Source organism: Variovorax sp. LjRoot130 (assembly GCF_964253755.1).
In the GTDB taxonomy this organism is placed as follows: Bacteria; Pseudomonadota; Gammaproteobacteria; order Burkholderiales; family Burkholderiaceae_C; genus Variovorax.
Window position 1 is genome coordinate 4,232,619 of record NZ_CAXURM020000001.1, and the last position, 21,740, is coordinate 4,254,358.

A 21,740-nucleotide genomic window follows, 5' to 3' on the forward strand; every position below is an offset into this window, starting at 1 on the left:
TCATCGAGACACACCATGATGCACATCGCAAAACAATCATTGCTGCTGGCCGCCTTGCTGGCATCCGCCGCTTCGGCGCAGGCCGCCGTCAGCGCGGATGAGGCCGCAAAGCTCAAGTCCACGCTGACCCCGGTAGGCGCGGAGAAGGCCGGCAACAAGGCCGGCACCATCCCTACCTGGGACGGCGGCCTGGCCAAGGCGCCACCCGGCTACAAGAACGGCGACGTGCGGCCCGACCCGTTCGCGGGCGAGAAGCCCGTGCTGTCGATCAACGCCAAGAACATGGCGCAGTACGCCGACAAGTTGACCGACGGCGTGCAGGCGCTGATGAAGAAGTACCCCGACTTCCGCATCGACGTCTATCCCACGCATCGCACCGCGGCGGCTCCGCAATCGGTGTACGACAACACCTTCAAGAACGCGACGCATGCCAAGACGGTGGATGGAGGCCACGGCGTGGAGGGCGCCTGGGGCGGCATTCCGTTCCCCGTTCCGAAGGACGGCTACGAGGCGATCTGGAACCACCGCCTGGCGTGGAAGGGCGGCAACTACGCCATGCCCGTTCGCGTGTGGGTGGTGACGTCCGACGGTCGGCGTGCAATGGCTTCGGGCGGTGTGCAGACGGTGCGCCAAGCCTATTACGACAAGGACGGCAGCGCCGAGAAGTTCGACGGCTACTACCAGTTCGGCAAGTTCCTCGTGACCGAGCCCGGCTCCAAGGCCGGCGAGGCCATCCTGGCGCACGACGGCATGAACGAGTCGGTGCCGCGCGGCCTGTGGCAATACCTGGTGGGCCAGCGCCGCGTGCGCAAGGCGCCTTCGGTCGCCTACGACACGCCCGACTCGGTGACCTCGGGCATTGGCCTGTTCGACGAAGCCTTCAACCTGTTCGGCCCGATCGACAAGCACGAGCTGAAACTGGTGGGCAAGAAGGAGATCTACATCCCCTACAACAACAACCGCGCGGCCGCCGCCAAGGTGGACGAGCTGGTCACGCCCAATACGCTCAACCCGGCGCAGGTGCGCTGGGAGCTGCACCGCGTGTGGGAAGTGGAGGCCACGCTGGCTGCGGGCAAGCGCCACGTCGTGCCCAAGCGCAAGTACTACATCGACGAAGACTCCTGGCAGATCGTGCTGTTCGACGGCTGGGACGCCAACGGCCAGTTGTGGCGCACCAACTATTCGCTGATGCTCACCGCGCCGGACATCCCGGCGGTGACCAGCTTCGTGCTGTGGGGCGGCTATGACATGCAGACCGGCGCCTATTACCTGAACATGGCCTCCAACGAGCTGCGCAAGCAGTACGAGCTGTTGCCGCCGATTCCGCGCACATTCTTCAGCCCGGAAGCCCTGGCCAACGAGGGCGGACGCTGATGGCCGATGCGGCACCCATCGGGCTGACACGGCGCGCGGCCGTGGTGGGGCTGGCCGGTTGTGCGGTGCCCGCGCTGCTGCCGATGCGCGCCCGTGCCGCACCGGCCGCGCCCGCGGTGCTGTCGTTGCCGGCGGTGGTCACACCCAAGGCGCTGGGCGCCGCCATGCTGGCAGTGGGCCGTGCAGGCACGCGCCTGGTGGCGGTGGGCGAACGCGGCACGGTGCTGCTGTCGGACGACCACGGCGCGCGCTGGGCACAGGCCCGGGTGCCGCTGCAGGCCACGCTCACCAGCGTGTGCTTCGTCAATGAGCGCACCGGCTGGGCGGCGGGCCACCTGGGCACCATCCTGTGCAGCGATGACGGCGGGCAGAGCTGGCACAAGCAACTCGATGGCATGGCCGCGGCGGCACTGGTCGCCGCGGCGGCGCAGCGCACGGGCGACGCTACCGCGATCAAGCATGCGCAGCAGCTGGTGACGGAGGGCGCGGACAAGCCCTTCTTCGACCTGGAATTCACCGACGCGGAGCGCGGTTTCGCCACCGGCGCGTACGGCCTGATGTTCGCCACGGCGGACGGCGGCCAGAGTTGGGAGCCCTGGCTCGGGCGGCTGCCCAACCCCAAGAGCCTGCACCTGTACGGCGTGCGCGCGGCCGGCGGCACGCTGGTGGTGGCGGGCGAGCAGGGCCTGCTGCTGCGCTCCGTCGATGGCGGCGCCACCTTCGCGCCACTGCCTTCGCCCTACAAGGGCAGCTTCTTCGGCCTGCTGCGCACGCGTGGAGGTGCGCTGGTGGCCTACGGCCTGCGCGGTTCGGCCTTTCGCTCCAGCGACGATGGCGCGCACTGGGACAAGCTGGACAGCACCACGCCCATGACCGTGGGCGCGGGCACGGCCTTGCCGGGCGGCGGCTTCGCGCTGGTGACGCAGGCCGGCGATTTGCTGCTGGCGCGCCAGGACACGGCCGCGCTGCGCCGCATCCCCTCGCGCGAGCCCGTGCCCGTGGCCGGTATCGCCGTGGCCGCCGACGGCGCCCTCGTGCTGGCCAGCCTGCGCGGCATGCGCCGGCTGCCCGCGCCGCCGCTCGACTGAAAAAAAAACCGCTTTAACGCCTCATGCATACCGACTCTCCCTCCAGCGCGCAGGCCGTCGTGGCGCGCATCGAAGACTTCGACGCGCGCTCCGGCTCGGCCGTCGAACGCGCCTTGTTCAATCACCGCCCTTGGGTGCTGGCCCTGTGCCTGTTGCTCACCGTGACGCTGGGCTGGCAGGCGCTCAAGCTGCAGCTCAATGCCAGCTTCGAAAAGACGCTGCCCACTGGCCACCCCTACATCGTCAACTACCTGGCCCACAAGGGCGACCTGGGCGGCCAGGCCAATGCGATGCGCGTGGTCGTGCAGGCCCGCCAGGGCACCATCTTCGACAAGGTCTACCTCGACACGCTGCAGAAGATCAACGACGAGATCTTCCTGATGCCGGGCGTGGACCGGCCCTTCATGAAGTCGCTGTGGACTTCCAACACGCGCTGGGTGGCGGTGACCGAAGAGGGGCTGGATGGCGGACCGGTGATTCCCAACGCCTACGACGGCTCGCCCGCGAGCCTGGCCGAGCTGCGCGCCAACGTCGAACGCTCGGGCGAGATCGGCCAGCTGGTGGCCGCCGACTTCCAGTCCAGCATCGTGTTCGTGCCGCTGCTGGACCGTCATCCGCAGACCGGCCAGGCGCTCGACTACGGCGAGCTGTCGCGCCGAATCGAAGCGCTGCGCGGCAAATACGGCAACGATGCGCTGCAGATCCGCGTGACCGGGTTCGCCAAGGTGGTGGGCGACCTGATCGAAGGCCTGCATCAGGTGCTACTGTTCTTCCTGCTGGCGTTGGCGATCTGCAGTGCCGTGCTATACGGCTACACGCGCTGCGCGCGCAGCACGGCGCTGGTGGTGGCCTGCTCGCTGGTGGCGGTGGTGTGGCAGTTCGGGCTGCTGGCGCTGCTGGGCTACGAGCTCGATCCCTATTCGGTGCTGGTGCCTTTCCTGGTGTTCGCCATCGGCATGAGCCACGGCGCGCAGAAGATGAACGGCATCATGCAGGACGTGGGCCGCGGCACGCATCGGCTGGTGGCGGCACGCTACACCTTCCGGCGTCTGTTCGTGGCCGGCCTCACCGCGCTGCTGTGCGACGCGGTGGGCTTCGCGGTGCTGGTCATCATCCGCATCAAGGTCATCCAGGACCTCGCCTTGATCGCCAGCATCGGCGTGGCCGCGCTGATCTTCACCAATCTCGTGCTGCTGCCGGTGCTGCTGTCCTACCTGGGCGTGAGCCCCAAGGCAGCCGCGCGCAGCTTGCGCCTGGAAACCGCGTCCGATGCGCAGCGCTCGCGCCTGTGGTCGCTGCTGGAGCGCTTCACCACGAGGCGCTGGGCCGTTGGCGCAGTCGCCGTGGGAGGGCTGCTCGCCGCCGCCGGTTTCGCGATGAGCCTGCACCTGTCCATCGGTGACCTGGATCCGGGTGCGCCCGAGCTGCGGCGCGAGGCGCGCTACAACCTAGACAACGACTACCTGATCGGCCACTATGCCGCCAGCACCGACATCCTCACCGTGATGGCCACCACACCAGTGGACCAGTGCACGCGTTACGGCACGCTGGCGAAAATGGACGCACTGGCCTGGCGGCTGGAGCAATTGCCCGGCGTGGAGTCCACCAACTCGATGGCGGCGCTGTCCAAGCTGGCAATGGTGGGCTACAACGAGGGCAACCTCAAGTGGTTCGACCTGCTGCCCAACGAGGGCGCGCTGGGCGGCGTTCAGACGCGCGCGCCGCGCGAGCTGTTCAACCAGAACTGCTCGTTCCTGGCGCTGTACGTCTATCTGAAGGACCACAAGGCCGAGACGCTGTCGCGGGTGACGGCCGAAGTCGAGCGCTTTGCCGCCGCCAACAACACGCCCGAGGTCACCTTCAAGCTGGCGGCCGGCAGCGCGGGCATTGCCGCGGCCACCAACATCGTGGTGCACCAGGCGATGCGCGAGATGCTGCTGTGGGTTTACGCCGCCGTGGTGTTGCTGTGCTGGGTGACATTCCGTTCCTGGCGCGCCGTGGTGGTGGCGGTGCTGCCGCTGGTGCTGACCTCGGTGCTGTGCGAGGCACTGATGGTGGGCCTGGGCATGGGCGTGAAAGTCGCCACGCTGCCGGTGATCGCGCTGGGCGTGGGCATCGGCGTGGACTACGCGCTGTACGTGCTCAGCGTCACACTGACGCGCATGCGCGAAGGCGCGAGCCTGGCCGACGCCTATGCGCACGCGCTGCGCTTCACCGGCCGGGTGGTCATGCTCACCGGCATCACGCTGGCGCTGGCAGTGGGCACCTGGGCGTTCTCGCCCATCAAGTTCCAGGCCGACATGGGCATCCTGCTGGCTTTCATGTTCGTGTGGAACATGGTCGGCGCGTTGGTGCTGTTGCCCGCGCTGGGCTATTTCCTGTTGCAGCCCGCCGCACCGGTGCTGCGGCCTGCGGCCGAACCGGCATCCGTGCCCGCTTGAGAACCGAGATCAACACCTGGACGATCGCAATGACCCACACCTCCATCCCCACCGTGCTCGCCACGGCGCCTCTCGACCCGGCGCTGGCCGGCTTTCTGGCGCAAGCCGCCGCCCAAGGCAACCCGCCGCTCGAGACGCTGCCCCCGCTGGTGGCACGCCAGATCTACCGTGACCTGGCCGCCCAGTTGGGCCTGCAGGCACCCACCATCGCGTCGGCGAACGACTGTGCCATCGACGGACCTTGCAGCCTTTTGATGCTGCGTATCTACCAGCCCGACGCGGAGGGGCCGCTTCCCTTGCTGCTCTACGTGCACGGTGGCGGCTTCGTGATCGGCGACCTCGAAACCCACGACAAGGTTTGCCGCACTTTGTGCCATGACGTGGCCGCCGTGGTGGTGGCGGTGGACTACCGGCTAGCGCCCGAGCATCCGTTTCCAGCGGCGGTGGACGACGTGGCCTGTGCGCTGCGCTGGGTGGCCGCGCACGCGCGCGAGCTCGGCGCCGATCCGTCGCGCATCGCGCTGGCCGGCGACAGCGCGGGCGCGCAGCTCGCCACCGTGGCGGCGCTGCGTGCGGCCGGCGCGATCGCGCCGCGTGCGCTGGGCCTCATCTATCCCGTCGCCCAGCACTACAGCGAACCGAGCCCTTCGATGGTCGAGAACGGCGAGGGCAAGTTCCTCACCACCGGCGTCATGCAATGGTTTGTCGACTGCTACCTCGGCGGGCGCCAAGAGCTGGCGCGGCACTCCGATTTCGCCTTGTTGCACTCGCAGGCACTGGACACGCTGCCGCCCACCTGGCTGGCCACCATGGGCCACGACCCGCTGCGTGACGAAGGCCATGCGCTGGCGCTGCGCATCGCGCAGGCCGGCGTGCCGACCGAGCACCGCCACTACCCCGGTGCCATCCACGCCTGCATTCACTTCACCGCGGTATCGACGCTGGGCACCCAGGTGATGGCCGACCTGGCCGCGTGGTTGCGCTCGCAACTATCGCCCCACTCCCACCCCAGTCACTGAAGTGAGACTGTCATGCAAATATCAAGCTTGCAGCTTGAACGCCCGTCGCGCGTTGCCTGACAGGAACAAAGGCAGCACTTCATCTCCCAACTGAAGCGCATCGATGCCGGCGAGGCATTCGGCGGGCGTGAGCATGGGGTAGTTCGTGCCGAACAACACCTTGTGCTTGCCCGGACCACGCATGAAGTGATCGCGCGCAAGTAGGCAGCCCTTCGATCACTCGGCAATCCCGGTTCGCGCGCATACGCTTCTACGCAGTGCGCCTGGCCAGCAGTGCGTCCGATTCGTGCCGCCGAGGCATGCCATCGATCGCTCCACGGCCACTTGCCGATAGCGCCGCCGCAGCGTTGGCAAGTCGCATCGCCGAGGGCAGCAGCTCGCCGCGCGCCAGCGCGGCGGCCAATGCCCCGGTGAAGGTGTCGCCCGCGCCGATGGTGTCCACCACCGGCACGCGATGCCCCGGCTCCTGCTGCGGGGACTCACCACGCCGATAGAGACGGCAGCCGGCGCCGCCGAGCGTGACCACGATGGCGCCCACGCCGCGTGCCAGCAGCAGCGCCGCCGCCTCGTCGACGGAGGCCGCGGCCGGACCGGCCAGCGCGGCCAGCTCGCCTTCATTGGGCGTGAGCACGTCGACCAGCGGCAGCAGTTCGTCGGGCAAGGGCATGGCCGGCGCCGGATTGAGCAGCGTCAGTGCACCGAGGCTGCGCGCCTGCCGGAAGGCCTGGAGCGTGCAGCCGAGCGGCACCTCGCACGAGGCCATCACCACCCGGCAGACCGCCATGGTGCCGGCCGCGGCCCGTGCATGCGCCGCGCCGAGGCCGGCACCGGCGCCGCGAAACACGGAGATCGCGTTGTCGCCGTCGTCGAAAACGTGGATCTGCGCGACACCACTGCGCTCGCCGGCGGCGCGCTCCACGTGACGCACGTCGATGCCTTCGGCCTGCCACAGCTCGAGCGCCATGCGGCCGAAATCGTCGTCGCCGATGCGGGCCACGACGGCCACGGCAGCGCCCTGGCGCGCCGCCGCGACCGCGGCGTTCGAGCCCTTGCCGCCGGGGCTGATCTCGAAGCTGTCCGCCATCAGCGTCTCGCCGCGCGCCAACGGCCGCGGGATGCGCGACACGAGGTCGGCATTCCAGCTCGCGATGCAGACTACCGTGGCAGCCATGCGCTCAGTCCCGGTCGCGGTCGATGCCGAAGGCGCGCAACTGCGCCGCCAGCCGCTCGTATTCGGCCGCGTCCAGCGCCACCAGCGGCGCACGCACGCGCATCCAGCCCGGCGCATCGCCCTGCAGCGCCATCACACCCTTGAAGGCCGCCGTCAGGCCGTAGCCGCCGAGGATCTGGAGCAGCGCGAGCACGCGCTGCTGATCGGCGGCCGGCTCGCCGGAGCCCTTCACCAGGCGTTGCACGAGGCGCGGCATGACGTTGGCGATGCCGCTGACGGCGCCGACGCTGCCGCGTGCGGCCAGGGTCTGGAGATCGGGCTCGTTGCCCACCCACACCTGCATCGGCGGCATGAACGCCTCGGCGTAGGCCAGCGAATCCTCGCGCCGGCAGCCGCTGTCCTTGAGACCCACGATCGTGTCCGGGTACAGCGTCTTCAGCGTGCGGATCACGTGGTGGCTCAACCCCACGCCCGATACTTGCGGGATGTGATAGAGCACGATGCGCAGCCGTGCATCGCCGACGCCGTCGATGATCCACCGGTAGGCGTCGATCACGCCCTGGTCGGACACGCCCTTCAGAAAGAAGGGCGGCAGCAGCAGGCAGCCATAGGCACCCAGCTCGACCGCGTGCCGGGTCAGCGCCAGCGCATCCGGCAGTGCGGCGCAGCTGGTGGAGACCAGGATGCGCCCCGCCGGTACGCCCCGCGCCACCAGGCCAGCCAATGCATCCATGCGCTCGGCCACGCTGAAGGAAGGCCCTTCGCCGGTGGTGCCGAAGGGCGTGACGCCGGTGCAGCCGGCGTCGATCAGGCGCAGCGCGTGCGAGGCGAAGCGCGGAATGTCGATGTCGAGCTTCGCATCGAGCGGGGTCAGCAGCGCGGGCCAGATGCCGGCATAGGGAATGGGAGAGGCGGTGTTCAAGGTCGGGACTTTCGCAAATGGGAAGAGACAAGGCCAGGGAAGAAATGCGTTTCAGCCATCGGCACCGAACTGCTCGTCGAGCCGCTGGTGGGCCGCGAGGCCGACGATGCGGGTGAAGTCGGCATAGGCCAGCGAGGGAACATCGCGCGGCGTGCCGTCCTGCCGCAGGCGGGCCAGCGCCTGCTCGACGGCCAGCGCCGCGCTGAAGAGCGCGGTCACGGCGTACAGCACCACGGCAAAGCCCATGGCCTGCAGATCGGACGCGCTCAGCGCAGTGGTCTCGTTGCCGTCGACGATGGAGACGATCTTCGGCCCGGGCAGCTGCCGCGCCACGGCCTCCACCTCGGCGATCTTCTTGATGCCGTCGACGAAGACCAGGTCGACGCCGGCGTCCTGCCAGCGCCGGGCGCGCGCCAGCGCTTCGTCGATGCCGGCGGCGGGCAGCGCATCGGTGCGCCCGATGATCAGCATGGGATCGCTGCCGCGCGCAGCGACCGCGCAGCGCAGCCGACGCTCGTTCTCGCGCGCATCGATCAGGCGGATGCCGGCCATCTGGCCGCAGCGCTTCGGCGCCACCTGGTCCTCGAGGTGGATGGCGGCCACGCCGGACTGGACGTACTCGCGCACCGTGCGCTCGATGTTCGACGGGCCGCCGTAACCGGTGTCGGCGTCGGCGATCACCGGCACGCCGACGGCGCGCACCATGTCGCGCGCGTGGCCGGTCATTTCGGTCTGGGTTAAGAGGCCGATGTCGGGCTGGCCCAGCCGCGACGCGGTGGCGCCGAAGCCGGTCATGTAGATGGCCGGGAAGCCGGCGCGCTCGATCTGCCGCGCGCTCAGCGCGTCGTAGGCGCCGGGCGCCTGGACGATGGAGCCGCCGGCAAGCAGCGCCTTGAGGGACAGTGCGGGATGTGGGGTCATCTCAATTCATCATCAGGCCGCCGTCGATGTTGATCGACTGGCCCGTCATGTAGTCGGCTGCCTGCGAAGCGAGAAACGTCGCCAGGTCGGCCACATCCTCGGGGGTCTGCGCCCGGCCCATGGGCACGGCCGCCACGCGCTGCTGCCACGCCTGGCCCCGGGGCACGCCCTGCAGCGCGGTCCAGTCGCGGTCCATGCGCTGCCACATGTCGGTCTCCACCAGCCCGGGGCAGATCGCGTTGACGGTGATCTGCGGCGCGAAGGCGATGGCCGCCGACTGGGTGAGGCTGATCACCGCCGCCTTGCTGGCGCGGTAGTGCGGGATCACCGCCGCGATCGCGCCGGCGCCGCTGCGGCCGGCGATCGACGCCATCAGCAGGATCTTGCCGCGCGGCCTGCCTTCGGCCAGCGGCGGCTGCGCCAGCATCTGCCGCGCCGCCGCCTGCAGCGTGAGGAAGCTGCCCTTCACGTTGACGCCGAGCATGCGGTCCCAGTCGCTGCCATCCAGTTCGAGCAGCGGCTTGAGCTGCATGATGCCGGCGTTGCAGACCATCACGTCGAGGCGGCCGAATGCGTCGACCGCGCGCCCGACCAGTGCCGCGCAATCCTCGGCACGCGTCACGTCGGCCGGCACGCCGAGCGTGTCGAGTTCGGCCGCCGCGTCAGCGCAGGAGCCGACGTCGATATCGGAAACCACGACCCGTGCACCCTGTCCTGCGAAAGCCCGCGCCAGCGCACGGCCGATGCCCTGCCCGGCGCCGGTGACGGCCACCACCGGCCCGCCGCTCGCGGCCTGCATCACGGCGCCACCTTGCGCTGCAGCGCTTCGCCGGCAACGTAGGTGCGGTTCCACACCGGAGAGATCACCAGCTCGTTGATGCAGACGTGCGGCGGCATCTCGGCGATGAAGCGGATCGTGCGCCCCAGGTCCGCCTCCTGGAGCATGCGCGCCTTCTCCGCGTCGGTCGGCTGCACCGGCCGCTTCTTCAGGATCGGCGTGGCGACTTCGCCCGGGCACAGCGCGGTGGCGCGCAGGCCGTTGACGCACTCCTCAATGTTGAAGGAATGCGTGAGCGCCATCAGCGCGGCCTTGCTGGCGGTGTAGGCCGGTCCGGTCAGGTACTCGTAGTGCCAGCCCGCGAAGGAGGCGACGTTGATCACCGTGCCCTCGCGGCGCGCGCGCATGCCCTTGGCCGCCGCCAGCGTGCAGTAGGTGGCGCCGTTCAGGTTGACGGCGACCACCTGCTCGAAGGTGGCCGCGTCGGTTTCGCACCAGTAGCGCTTGGGGAAGTTGATGCCGGCGCTGTTGACGAGGATGTCGATGCGGCCTAGCTCGGCCTCGATCGTCCGCGCCACCACCGCGACGGCCGTCGCATCCGCCACGTCCAGCGGCGCGGCCGTGATGGCGCCACGCGGCGCGCCGAGGCGCTCGGCGGCCTCGACGCCCGCGTCGAGCTTGGGCGCCTCGCGCCCGGAGATGACGACCCGGCAACCGGCAAGGGCCAGTTCGGTCGCGCCGGCCCATCCGATGCCGCTGCCGCCGCCCGTGACCCAGGCGACCTTTCCGGAAAGACTCATCGTCGACACCCTCGCCTCAGTTGCCGCGGATGCGCTTGAGCTCGGAGGTGACCATGGTGATCGCCTCGCCGCCGATGGCCTTGGCGTGGCGCTCGTAGATCACGCTCGAGCGATCGCGGATGCGCTGCATCTCGGCCGGCGCGATCTCGTTGACCGCCATGCCCTTCGCCTTGAGGTTGTCCACGCTGCGCGCTTCCATGGCGCGGTTGGCGCGGCGCTGCTCGTCGCGGCCTTGCAGCGCGCATTCGCGCAGCGTGGTCTGCTCCTGCGGCGAGAGCGTGTCCCAGATCTTGCGGGAGAACAGCACCAGCGTCGGGCTGTAGGCGTGCTTGGTCAGCGTGAGGTACTTCTGCACCTCGTAGAACTTCATGTTCTCGATGTTGGTGAAGGGGTTCTCCTGGCCGTCCACCGTCTTGGTCTCGAGCGCCGAGTAGACCTCGGTGAAGGCCATCGGCACCGCGTTGCTGCCCAGGGTCTTGAAGGTGTCGAGGAAGATGGTGTTCTGCATCACGCGCATCTTCACGCCGTCGAAATCCTCGACCTTGTTGATCGGCCGCTTCGAGTTGGTCGTGTGGCGAAAGCCGTTCTCCCACCAGGCGAGATTGACCAGGCCGACCGCCGGCAGCTTGGCAGCGAACCAGTCGCCGACCTTGCCGTCGAGCAGCTTGTCGGCCTCGCTGGAAGTGTTGAAGAGGAAGGGCAGATCGAACACGCCCAGCTCCGGCACGATCGAGACCACCGGCGCGGTCGAGGTGATCACCATCTCGAGCGAGCCCGTGCGCACGCTCTGCGTGCCGGTGAGGTCGTTGCCCAATGCGCCGTCCCAGAAGGGCTGGATCTTCATCTTGCCGCCGCTCTTCTCGAGCGTGCAGGCGCCCATCTTGGCGAGGCCGTTGCCCATCGGGTGCTCCTTGCTCACGCCGTTGGAGACGCGGAAGTTGCGCTCCTTGAACTGGGCCTGTGCGGCCCCGGCTGCAACACCGGCGGCCAGGGCCACGGCAACGAATCGGGAAAGGCGGGAAGAACGGATCGTCATCGTATGTCTCCTTTATGTGTGAAAAATCAGCTCAGCCACTTGAGCGGCACCAGCACCAGCGCCGGAAACAGCACCAGCAGCAGCAGCACGATGAGTTCGGCCCAGAGGAAGGGCCACAGGCCGCGCATCAGGTCCCGCATCGAGATCTTGGCCACGCCGCACATCACGTTGAGCACGATGCCCACCGGCGGCGTGATCAGGCCGATGGCGTTGTTCATGATGAACAGCACGCCGAAGTACACCGGATCGATGCCCGCCTGCTTCACCACCGGCATCAGCACGGGCGTGAGGATCATCAGCGTGGGCGCGAAGTCGAGCGCGGTGCCGACGATCACCACGATGACCATGATCACCAGCATCAGGAGGATCTTGTTGCCCATGAAGGGTTCGAGCATCGCTGCCACCTGCGCCGGCACCTCGGAGGTGGTGATCAGCCAGGCCGACACCAGCGCCGCTGCGATCAGGAACACCACCACGGCGGTGCTCTTCGCGGCCGCCACGAGCAGGCCGTAGCACTGGCGCGCGCTCAGTTCGCGATAGACAAAGGCGCCGAGCACGAAGGCGTAGACGCAGGCCGCCACGCCGGCTTCGGTGGGCGTGAAGATGCCGAACTTGAGCCCCCCGATGATCCCCAGCGGCATCAGCAGCGCCCAGATGCCGTCGACCGCGGCGCGGCCGCGCGCGGCCATCGACTGGCGCGGCTGCACCGCCACCTTGTCGCGCCGCGCCACCCACTGCCAGGCGATGACCAGCGACAGGCCCATCATCAGCCCCGGCACGATGCCGGCGAGGAACAGCTTGCCGATCGACACGTTGGCGATGACGCCGAACACGATCAGTCCGATCGACGGCGGAATCACCGGCGCGATCACGCCGCCGGCGGCGATCAGCCCGGCCGAGCGCGGCACGTCGTAGCCGGCCTGTCGCATCATCGGAATCAGCATCGCCCCGATGGCCGCGGCGTCGGCGGCGGCGCTGCCGGAGATCGCCGCCATCACCACCGAGGCGAAGATCGCCACCAGCCCGAGGCCGCCGCGCAGGTGGCCGACCCAGGCCAGCGCGAAGTTGACGATGCGCCGCGAGATGCCGCCGGCGTTCATCAGCTCGCCGGCCAGTATGAAGAAGGGGATCGCCAGCAGCGGGAAACTGTCCGCGCCCTCCACCAGCTTCTGCGACAGGATGGTGGTGTCGATCTGGCCCTGGGCGACCATCAGGGCGCCGCCGCAGATCAGCAGCGCGAAGGCAATCGGCGCGCCCAGCATCATGGCGCCGAGCAGCGAGATGGTGAAGACGGCGATCGTCATGGCCGGGCTCCCGGATGAGCGACCTCGTGCGGGATTTCCTCGCTCTCCGTCACCTGCACCAGTTCGTCGTCGCGCAGTCGGCCGGTGGCGATGCGCCACAGCGCGTGCAGCGCGTGGGCGCCGATCGCCACGCTGGTCAGGTAGCCGACGCCGAAGACCCAGATCATCGAGATCTCGGTGACCGGCGCCTTGGTGGTGGCATTGACCTCGTGCTGCTGCCAGGTGCCCCAGAACAGCATCACGCAGCAAATCAGCACGATCGCCTGGCTGGCCGCCAGGCAGGCCAGCTTGCCGCGCCGCGACAGGCGGCTGACGAAGCCGTCCATGCCCAGGTGGGCGCCGTCGCGCATCGCGACGATGGCGCCGATGAAGGTGAGCCAGACGAAGAAGAAGCGCGACAGCTCCTCGGACACCTGGATGCCGGAGTTGAACGCGTAGCGCAGCACCACGTTGCCGAACACCATCAGCACCATGCCCAGCAGCAAGGCCGCAAGCACCGCCTCGATGCCCTTGAACAGGCGGTCGACCCAGACGCGGCCCATGCTCACACCACCTTGCCGGGGTTGAGCAGGCCCGCGGGGTCGAGGGCCGCCTTCAGCGTCTTCATCAGCGCGATCTCCACGGCGCTGCGCGCGTGGCCGAGCCAGCGCTTCTTCGCCGTGCCGATGCCATGCTCGGCCGATACCGTGCCGCCGAACTCGCGCACCAGGCCGTAGATCACCTCGTCCATCGCATCCTTGGGCTGCTGCTCGATCGACAGGCCGCGAACCCACGCCACCAGGTGCAGGTTGCCGTCGCCGATGTGCCCGTAATAGACGCTCTCGCAGCCGGGGATGCGCGCGGCCAGCGCCGCCTTGCAGGCACGCACGTAGGCATCCATCGACTTCACCGCCAGGCCGACGTCGTAGGAGACGTGCGGGCCCAAGGTGGGGAAGAACTCGGCGCAGGCATCGCGCAGCGCCCAGAACGACTGCGTATCGGCCATCGACTGCGCAACCACCGCGTCGGCCAGCACGCCCTCTTCCATCAGGCGCTCGAGCCAGCGCTGGAAACGCGGGCCGTCGATCGCCTCGTCGGTGCCCTGGGCCTCCACCAGCACATAGTGTCCGTGCGGTGCGCCGCCGGTCAGCGGATCGCGCACGCCCACCCGCTCGGTCACCACCTGCCAGTAGTCGGGCCACATGACCTCGAAGGCCGAAAGCAACGGCCCCAGTCCGCCGCGCGCGGCGCCCAGCAGGCGCACCACGCTGTCGTAGTCAGGCACGGCGCACAGCGCCGACAGCGTGCAGCCCGGCTGCGGGTGCAGACGCAGCACGATGCGGGTGATGATGCCCAGCGTCCCCTCGCTGCCAATGAACAGGTGTTTGAGGTCGTAGCCGGCGTTGTTCTTCAGCATCTTGTTGAGGCTGGTCATCACCGTGCCGTCGGGCAGCACCACCTCCAGGCCGAGCACCAGCTCGCGTGCCATGCCGTAGCGGATCACGCGGTTGCCGCCCGCGTTGGTCGACAGGTTGCCGCCGATGGCGCAGGAGCCGCGCGCGCCGAGGTCGAGCGCGAAATAGAAGCCGGCTTCGGCGGCTGCGCGCTGCACCAGTTCGAGCGGCGTTCCGGCCCACACCGTCATGGTGGCGCTCGCGGGGTCGATCTCCTCGACGCCGACCATGCGCTCCAGTGACAGTGCCACCCAGCCGTCTTCCGGCCGCGCACCGCCGCACAGGCCGGTCAAGCCGCCTTGCGGCACCACCGGCACGCCGGCTTCGCGGCAGGCGACCAGGGCAGCCGAGACGCCCGCCGCATCCACCGGCCGCACCACCGCCAGCGGGCGCGTCGGCGGCTGGGTGCTCCAGTCGTTGCGGTTGCGCTGCGGCACCTCGTCGCCAAAGAGCACGGCGGAGGCGCCGAGCACCTCGCGCAGCGCGAGCAAGGACGGCGGCACGGCGGTCGAAAGCGTGAGCGTCATGGGCATCCGTTCGAAAGAGATGAGCGCATCATCTTGTATGTAAGGCACTAGGGCATTAGTATTTCCCCGGGCTACTCCCTGCGCCCGCAGGTCGGCTATAAGCCCCTGGGTGCCCTGCCCGACTCCATCAGCCTCCATCGCACCGTGTCTGCATCCAACCGATTCAAGATCGAAGCTCCCAAATCACTCGCGGCCCTCGTGGCACAGCGCCTGCGCGAAGCCATCATCGACGGCGAGTTCGCGCTGGGGGAGATGATTCCGGAGGAGTCGCTGGCGAGCTCCTTCGGCGTCAGCCGCACCCCGGTGCGCGAAGCGCTGAACCAACTGCAGCTGGCCGGCCTGGTGGTGATCCGGCCGCAACGTGGCAGCTATGTGTTCGAGCCCAGCGAGGCCGACATCGCCGCGATCTGCGAATTCCGTTGCCTGCTGGAGCCGCGCGCGGCCGAGCTCGCCTACCAGAACGGGCGCGAAGCCACCGCCGCGGCGCTGCAGGCGGCGATCGACGAGATGGAGGAGGCGCGCGCCGCGCGCGACGCAGTGCGCTACGGCCGCGCTGACACGCGGCTGCACGAGGCCTTCTTCGAGCATTGCGGCAACCCGTACATGCAGGCCGCCTACGCCACCGCCGCGACCAAGATCGCGGCGCTGCGCACGCACCTGTCGGCGCCGGCCGACGTGCTGCACACGGCCGGCTTCGAGCAGCACTCGAATCTGCTGGCGCTGTTTCGTGCCGGCGACTTCGCCGCCTTCGAAGCGCTGATGCGCGCCCACGTCACCGGCACGCGCAACAGCTACGTCGCCAACCTCAAGGCGCGCACCGCCGCGTGAAGCGGCAACATGACGCCGCGGACGGCAAGCCTTGACCTATGCCTCATTCGGCGCAACTGAGGCGCCCTCAATGCCGTGACGTTGCAATGCGTCGGCGACGAACCCGCTGTCCTTCATCTCTTCGACGAAAACGTGAAGTGCACGCGCGGCGCCCGCTCCTCTTGTTTTTGGCACCCCCATGGCTTGCTGGATCACCACGAAGCGACCGGGCAGTAGACGGAGTCCGGCGTGCTTGCGGCAATCTGACTCAAGCGGTCTCAAGCCGCCCAGGACCAATCCATCATTGGCGAAGCCAAGGACTCAACGGATCGGCGCCATCGCTGGGACGGGCAAGCATCGACAGTTCCGCATGCATGCGCCACTCGAGCATGTCCTGCTTCGTGCTCGCCAACTCTTGAGCGTCGACATCGGCGAGCGCGACCAGTTCCTTGGGATCCTTGTCGAGGTCGAACACCTCCATCGGCTGGCGGTCGAAGCTGTAGATGTATTTGCGCTGACCGCGTCGGGCGCTCAGAAACGACCAGTCGATGCTGCTCGTGTAAAAAAGCTTCCGACTCGCATCGACCGCATGCAGAAGCGACTGGCCAGGCAGCTCCGCGCCTTCGACGCGATAACCGAGCAGTTCGACGATGGTCGGGAGGATGTCGATCTGCTGGCGGGGACCGCGTACCGTACCGGGCTGCAGTGCCATCCCGGGCGCGTAGATCAGCGCCGGGACATGCAGGCCCTCTTGATAAATGGCGTTGTGAATCTGCCTGGCGCCATGTTCGTCGAACATCTGTCCGTGATCGCCTACGATGATGAGGATGGTGTCGTCGAGCACCCCCAGGCGCCGGTAGCCCTCGATGAGGGTCGAGAGCACGCCATCGATATAACGCAGGCAGTTGTAGTAGGCCTCCAGCTTGGGATTGGAAACACCTTCGAACCTCATCTTCAGCCACGTCGAGGGCGTCTCGAAATTGTGGTGGCCCACGTTGGTCATGATGGCGGTAAAGAACGGACGCTTGGCCCTGGATTGAGCAGCTGTCCAGTCAAGGATGGGCTGGACCATCCACTCGTCCGCGATGCCGAAATAGGTGACGCGTTCGGCCTCTGGGTGAATGAGCTCCTGTTCGGTCTGGATGAACTCGAAGTTGAAAGTGTCGATGACGTCGAGGTCATTCTGGAATCGCAAATCCGTGGGGGTGAAGAAGCTGGTCGCATAGCCCACGTCGCGCAGAACGGAGGGCAGCGAGCGAATGCGAGGTTGCTTGCGGTTCTCGTTGGCCCAGCTTTGGGTGCCCTCGTTGGCCAACGGATACTGGCCGCCGAGCACAGCCATCCACGCCGCCGCGGTGCGCGGAATGACTGCGGTCATGTCCTCGACCACGAGGCTCTTGCTGGCCAGATTCCATAGAAACGGCGTCGTCTGCAGCGCCGGCGTGTGCAGAGTCGTCGACTCCGCGCGCACAGACTCCAGCATCACGATCACAACGTTGCGGCGATTCGTCTTCTCGGTCTCCTTGAGCGCCATGTGGGCGCTGTGCCAGCGCGGCTTGTGCGTCCGTTCGAACTCTTGTGCCACTTTCACTTGAACATCGTGGGCGAGCGTAGGGGCGGCGGTCATGGCCAACGTGATGAGCGTGCCCTCGGTGTGCCGCAGCAGCGGCAGCACGCCATGGGCCGGGGTCGGCAGCACGATCGCCAACGAGAGCGCCAGCGCTACCGCGCCACCCAAGAACGCGCGCGGCCCACCGAACAAGGGCGTGCTGGCCAGCGCACGTTGGCGCCAAGCCCAGGCCGCGGCGACGAGGATGCCACCCGCGATGGCCAGCACCCGGAAGGGAGTCGCTTCCGACGCAACAAGCGGCGCCAGTTCCTTGGCGTTCAAAACGGCGAACAACAGAACCCTCAAACTGCCGGGCTGCCCGGTGGCGAGCTGATAGGCCAGGTCGATGCCGACCAAAGCGCACAGCAGCAGCACGAGCAACTGCAGCAAGTGCACGATGCCGCGCTGAGCCCGCCTCGGCGTGAGTGCGAGCACCAGCCCCATCGCGAGCGCCGTCAAGCCGATGGAGATGGCGTCGCGCCACAAGCAGGCGGCCAGGCCCGTCACCTGGCCGGCCGCGATGATTGCCCACACGCGCAACGTCCGGTCCAGGGTCTCGTCGGGACTTGTTTGCGGAAACGCGAGCGCGAGTGTGACCGAGATAGCGGCGGCGATCGGCAAGAACACCCATCGGTGTCGCGGCATCACCAGTCTCTGGATCGCATAGCCCGCGAGCAACGCGAGCAGGAAGCGCAGGGAAACGAACCACCAGAGCCATTTCAACAGCGCCACCCATCCGGCGCCATCTTCCGGCGCCGCGAGCAGTGCATCCATGACCAATGCGGTCTTGGCGAGACCCAACCAAAGTGCCAAGGGAACGAGCAACACCCAAGCGACTTGCCAGGGACCCTTGCCAGCCGTTCCGAGTGGCTCGCCCGCCGGGACTGTGTGTCGATCGCGATGCGCATCGGACACCCCCCCAGAATGCCTGTTCGGTGCTGGAGTTCGACGCCTGCGACGCGTCAGCGCCGGAGTCTTTGGGGAGGACAACTTTAGTTCCCGTTGGTTCCGCATCGTACTCCCGCCGGATGCAGTCTTAAGGTCCACTGATTCAGCACGCGAACTCGCCGAGATCCGGATCAGCAGCCACATTCCTATGGAACCCCAGGGCTTGCTGAAGCCGGCGGTTGGCGCGCACGAGGCCAGCGCAAGCCCGTCTGAATTTCTTGCCCGATTGTTCGAAGTCACTCCGGAGATGCGCGACCGGGCTGCAGCCAGAGGTCAATAGGCGACCATCAAGGAGTTTCCCCCAACCTCGCTGCATACCTATTCCAAACTTTCACAGAGTCGCTCATCAGGACGGCTCCCTCCGACCTTCTGCCGCTGGGCGGGCTCCGCCAACTTGTTCGACATGCATAGGTCACGGTCTATTGCTTACTGGGGATGTCGAGATCACCGACCCCTATGTACGATGCGCCGGTCCGCATTCTCGAAAGGGATCCCATGTCCAAGACTGACACGGTCAATCGCAGACCCGGCTATGCCGTCGAACTTCAAGCTGGCGAGGTGGTGCCGCGCGGACGAGCGATCGTGATTAGCGCTGACGCTGCAGTCTCGCCCGAGGCTTGGCGCGGCGTCGCGGTAGCAGGCCAACGTGTCAACGTCAAAGCGCAGGCCGACGGCCGCGGTGCAGCGATCGACACGTCGACACTCACGCCAGGCTCGCACATGCTGCGGGTGGAGGAACTGTGGTCCAAACGCTCAGGCAAGAGCTTGCCGGACTCCGAGATCCCATTTGTCGTGGTCGACACAAGCGCCCCGCTGCCGCGCGACGCCGTGATCCGCCATGCGGTACGTCTGCGCTTTGACGATCTCAAGGTCAGCCGCAGCCCACTGATCGGCCCCTGTGCGGCGGGCATGGTCGAAGTCTTCAAGTCCGAGGACCGCAAGTCGCGCAAGCCCGCGCAACTGGCTTTCGATGCACAAGGCAAGCGCATCGACATCGACCGCGAGTTTGCCGAGCTTGCACGGCGTCAGCACAAGGTCTACGGCAAGCTGCACCCCGCACTGCACGCGCGCATCGAGGCTCAGCCGGCACGCAAAGTACCCGTGGCGGTTTGGCTGGACAGTCCGGAGGCCGAACTTCCGGACAAGCCAGCGCGGGGCGTGGTCCGCCGCCGCCTCCCTGCAGAGGCCAAGGCACTAGAGGAAGGGCAGGCTGCGGCTGCCCGCTTCACGAAGGTAGCGGAGCGACAAGGCATGAAGATAGACCGCATCGACAGCGCTGCGCCGGTGGTCTTCGGTACCGTCGCCGCCGACCGCGTGGCCGAGCTCGCTACTTTGCCCGAGGTGGCCGCGGTGTTCCTGCACCAGACAGAAGGTATTGATGATCTCGGTACTTCCATAGGCATCGCCAACGCCGACGATGCGCATGCCTTGGGCTTCACCGGCACCGGCATCAACGTGGCCGTCTACGAGCTGGGCCCCGACGACACCAGCCTCCTGGATATCACCGATCAATTCGACAGCAGCCCGGCGACGAGCCAGCATTCGCGACATACACACGGCATCATCAAGAACGTCGAGCGCAACGCGCCCCATGGCCACGCACCCGACTGCAACCTGCATTCCGCCAACAGCCGCGACCTTGACGCGCTCCGCTGGGCAGTGCAGGACCGCGAGTGCACGGTGATCAGCCAGAGCTTCCATCGTCCCGACGAGCAGACTTCTGCCGGCCTGTCGTTCGATGACGTCTACAAGGACCATCTGGCGCTCCACTGGCCCTATCCGACCATTTGCGAAGCGGCTGGCAACGGCGCGGACACCGAGTTCGTCAACCACAAAGGCTTCAACCGCCTGGCCGTGGGTAACCACAACGACGCGGCCGGCGGAATGGCCTCGGATTCGGTGTTCCGCAACCCCGGTTCTTCGCACGGTGACCGCGAGTTGCCCGAGATCGCCGCCAACGGCACCGGTGTCACTGCCGTAGAGCTGACCCTCGGCGGCACGAGCATGGCAGCCCCGGCCGTGGCCGGCGGCGTGGCACTGATTCAGCAAGCGAACGCGACCCTGCGCTCGTGGCCCGAAGGCTGCCGCGCCATCATGATGGCCGCCGCCTGGCGCAACCCCGCCGGGAGCACGTGGCGAAACGATGTGGTGGCTGGCGTCGACGCGTCCGACGGCGCCGGAGCCATCGACACGAACGCCGCTGTGCAGATCGCTCGCGCCCGCCGCGGCCGCAACAATACGCCGGCGCGCCGCGGCTTTGACGTCGGCACGGTAGTGTCGGCTGATGTCGGCGCCGACGGCTTCCTGACCTATGTTTACCGCATCAGCGTGCCCCGCGTGCTGCTGTCGCCCACCGTCAAGGTCGCACTGGCATGGGATTCGAAGATCACGATGCTCAGCATCCTTGGCATCAAATTGCCGATCGCATCGGTCCTGGCGGTCGACCTTGATCTGCACGTGCGGGATTCAACCGGCGCGACGGTGGCCTCGAGCGATACGTGGGACAACAGCTATGAGATCGCCGAGTTCGCGGCGCGACGTGGCGAGACCTACGAAATCCGAATTCGGCGCTGGTCGGGGACCGACAACGTGTGGTTCGGTGTGGCATGGGAGGTGCGCGGAATCGACTTCGTCATCGATCGATTCGCCGAGGCGTCACAGGTTGTCCTGGGTCGACGCTAAAGTTCGCGAATCCCGGCTACGGCCCGAACCACGCCGTTTCACTATCCCCCTTCAAAGCCCGCCTCGCGCAGGCCTTTTTCTCGACGCTGCCCTGCCCTACCCTGCGAAGTGCCTTGTGCGGGCCTGGCGCCCATTTCCGCCGATCCGCCTTGCATCGCGCCAACGGCTGTCTTTGCGGGTGCGCCGCAGCTATTTCTTCGTTGATGCAGCTGAGGGGGTTGCCGGCGTTGCCGGCGTTGCCGGTGTCGCAGGGGTGGCGGGTGCAGCTGGGGAAGTTGCCGTCGCAGGAGTCGCCGGGGTCGCAGGGGTCGCTGGGGTGGCCGGTGTCGCCGCGTTGGCTGATCCGGTGGCACTCGCATTGGAGGTCGATGAGTTGCCGGGGCCGCTTCCGGAGGCCGAGGCCGCTCCAGACCCGCCGCCAGATGCGCCCCCGCCGGAGCCTCCACCGCCGCCAGCCCCGCTGCCGGCCCCACCGCCGGAGCCACCCCCGCCTCCACCTCCGCCCCCGGCTGCGTAGATCGAGGGCGCGATGCTAGCGCCAAGAGCAAGGGCAATGAGAGCAGGTGCAATGGCCCGTCGCTTCAGTTTCATCTGAGATCCTTTGAGAATGATCGGGCGTCAAATGTCACTGCCCAGTTCACCGTAGGCAGTGGGTCAGAGCAGCGGGAGCCCGTAAGAAAAACGCCAATCAACAGGGCTCTTGCCCCGACCCGAAACGACCGCGGCCTTTTTCGATCGTCCGCTGAAATTGAAGCGGAAATGCCGGGTCAGGCATGTCAGCGCTGGCTGAGCACCCCCGGCGCCAGCTCAGAAGCCGCTCATCATCGATCCCCCTTCTTGTGGGAGCGCGCAGGCGCGTCTCAAGGGTGAGACGCCTTGT

17 protein-coding genes and 1 pseudogene are annotated in these 21,740 nt (G+C 67.7%); 6 read left to right on the plus strand and 12 right to left on the minus strand.

Translation table 11 applies throughout. The features are described from left to right. Positions 1-15: 15 nt before the first annotated feature. Genes ACSQ86_RS21160 through ACSQ86_RS21175 form a run of 4 tightly spaced genes read left to right on the plus strand, consistent with a single transcriptional unit; the run spans position 16 to position 5,922 of the window. Complete coding sequence (locus ACSQ86_RS21160; protein ID WP_093102759.1) at positions 16-1,374, plus strand: DUF1329 domain-containing protein; 1,359 nt, start codon at positions 16-18, stop codon at positions 1,372-1,374. Continuing rightward, positions 1,374-2,462, plus strand: coding sequence for a WD40/YVTN/BNR-like repeat-containing protein (locus ACSQ86_RS21165; protein WP_436309542.1), 1,089 nt, complete (start codon positions 1,374-1,376; stop codon positions 2,460-2,462). Before ACSQ86_RS21160 ends, ACSQ86_RS21165 begins: the two co-directional genes overlap by 1 nt. A 23-nt stretch (positions 2,463-2,485) precedes the next feature. Beyond that, a complete protein-coding gene (locus ACSQ86_RS21170; RefSeq protein ID WP_436309543.1) occupies positions 2,486-4,903 on the plus strand; it encodes an efflux RND transporter permease subunit in 2,418 nt (805 codons plus the stop codon). A gap of 29 nt (positions 4,904-4,932) precedes the next feature. After that, positions 4,933-5,922 carry an alpha/beta hydrolase gene (locus ACSQ86_RS21175; protein WP_436304934.1) on the plus strand — a complete coding sequence of 330 codons (990 nt, stop codon included), beginning with the start codon at positions 4,933-4,935 and terminating at the stop codon, positions 5,920-5,922. A gap of 21 nt (positions 5,923-5,943) precedes the next feature. Here the strand turns inward: ACSQ86_RS21175 and ACSQ86_RS21180 are convergent, their stop codons facing one another. The 10 genes from ACSQ86_RS21180 to ACSQ86_RS21225 all read right to left on the minus strand — a co-directional run bounded on the left by ACSQ86_RS21180 (position 5,944) and on the right by ACSQ86_RS21225 (position 14,814). Further along, positions 5,944-6,105 (minus strand): amidohydrolase family protein, encoded by a 162-nt coding sequence (locus ACSQ86_RS21180; RefSeq protein WP_436304935.1) that lies wholly within the window; start codon positions 6,103-6,105, stop codon positions 5,944-5,946. A 67-nt stretch (positions 6,106-6,172) separates the two neighbouring features. Next, on the minus strand, positions 6,173-7,093 hold the full coding sequence (locus ACSQ86_RS21185; RefSeq protein WP_436304936.1) for a ribokinase: 921 nt from the start codon (positions 7,091-7,093) through the stop codon (positions 6,173-6,175). Positions 7,094-7,097: 4 nt separating this feature from the next. After that, entirely contained in the window at positions 7,098-8,015 is a 918-nt protein-coding gene (locus tag ACSQ86_RS21190; protein ID WP_436304938.1) for a dihydrodipicolinate synthase family protein, read from the minus strand. Positions 8,016-8,066: 51 nt separating this feature from the next. Then, on the minus strand, positions 8,067-8,936 hold the full coding sequence (locus ACSQ86_RS21195; protein WP_436304939.1) for an isocitrate lyase/PEP mutase family protein: 870 nt from the start codon (positions 8,934-8,936) through the stop codon (positions 8,067-8,069). A 1-nt stretch (position 8,937) separates the two neighbouring features. Beyond that, positions 8,938-9,735 carry an SDR family NAD(P)-dependent oxidoreductase gene (locus tag ACSQ86_RS21200; RefSeq protein WP_436304940.1) on the minus strand — a complete coding sequence of 266 codons (798 nt, stop codon included), beginning with the start codon at positions 9,733-9,735 and terminating at the stop codon, positions 8,938-8,940. After that, complete coding sequence (locus tag ACSQ86_RS21205) at positions 9,735-10,514, minus strand: SDR family oxidoreductase (RefSeq protein WP_436309544.1); 780 nt, start codon at positions 10,512-10,514, stop codon at positions 9,735-9,737. Before ACSQ86_RS21205 ends, ACSQ86_RS21200 begins: the two co-directional genes overlap by 1 nt. A 16-nt stretch (positions 10,515-10,530) precedes the next feature. Then, complete coding sequence (locus ACSQ86_RS21210; protein ID WP_436304942.1) at positions 10,531-11,550, minus strand: TRAP transporter substrate-binding protein; 1,020 nt, start codon at positions 11,548-11,550, stop codon at positions 10,531-10,533. Positions 11,551-11,576: 26 nt separating this feature from the next. Continuing rightward, complete coding sequence (locus tag ACSQ86_RS21215; RefSeq protein WP_093102738.1) at positions 11,577-12,854, minus strand: TRAP transporter large permease; 1,278 nt, start codon at positions 12,852-12,854, stop codon at positions 11,577-11,579. Beyond that, positions 12,851-13,396 carry a TRAP transporter small permease gene (locus ACSQ86_RS21220; protein WP_093102736.1) on the minus strand — a complete coding sequence of 182 codons (546 nt, stop codon included), beginning with the start codon at positions 13,394-13,396 and terminating at the stop codon, positions 12,851-12,853. Before ACSQ86_RS21220 ends, ACSQ86_RS21215 begins: the two co-directional genes overlap by 4 nt. Positions 13,397-13,398: 2 nt before the next feature. Continuing rightward, positions 13,399-14,814, minus strand: a complete 1,416-nt coding sequence (locus ACSQ86_RS21225; RefSeq protein ID WP_436309545.1) for an FAD-binding oxidoreductase — start codon at positions 14,812-14,814, stop codon at positions 13,399-13,401. 144 nt (positions 14,815-14,958) lie between these two features. Here ACSQ86_RS21225 and ACSQ86_RS21230 point away from each other — a divergent pair, with 144 nt between their 5' ends. After that, positions 14,959-15,642 (plus strand): GntR family transcriptional regulator, encoded by a 684-nt coding sequence (locus ACSQ86_RS21230; protein ID WP_436304943.1) that lies wholly within the window; start codon positions 14,959-14,961, stop codon positions 15,640-15,642. Between the two features lie 36 nt (positions 15,643-15,678). On the opposite strand, the pseudogene ACSQ86_RS21235 reads toward ACSQ86_RS21230, so the two are convergent. Together ACSQ86_RS21235 and ACSQ86_RS21240 are read right to left on the minus strand one after the other, a co-directional pair. Next, positions 15,679-15,909 (minus strand): annotated as a pseudogene (locus ACSQ86_RS21235) (ABC transporter substrate-binding protein); the annotation flags it as partial. 13 nt (positions 15,910-15,922) lie between these two features. Further along, positions 15,923-18,004, minus strand: coding sequence for an LTA synthase family protein (locus tag ACSQ86_RS21240; RefSeq protein ID WP_436309546.1), 2,082 nt, complete (start codon positions 18,002-18,004; stop codon positions 15,923-15,925). A gap of 669 nt (positions 18,005-18,673) precedes the next feature. Between ACSQ86_RS21240 and ACSQ86_RS21245 the strand changes: the two genes are divergently transcribed. Next, positions 18,674-20,860 carry a S8 family serine peptidase gene (locus tag ACSQ86_RS21245; RefSeq protein ID WP_436304945.1) on the plus strand — a complete coding sequence of 729 codons (2,187 nt, stop codon included), beginning with the start codon at positions 18,674-18,676 and terminating at the stop codon, positions 20,858-20,860. Positions 20,861-21,740: the final 880 nt, after the last annotated feature.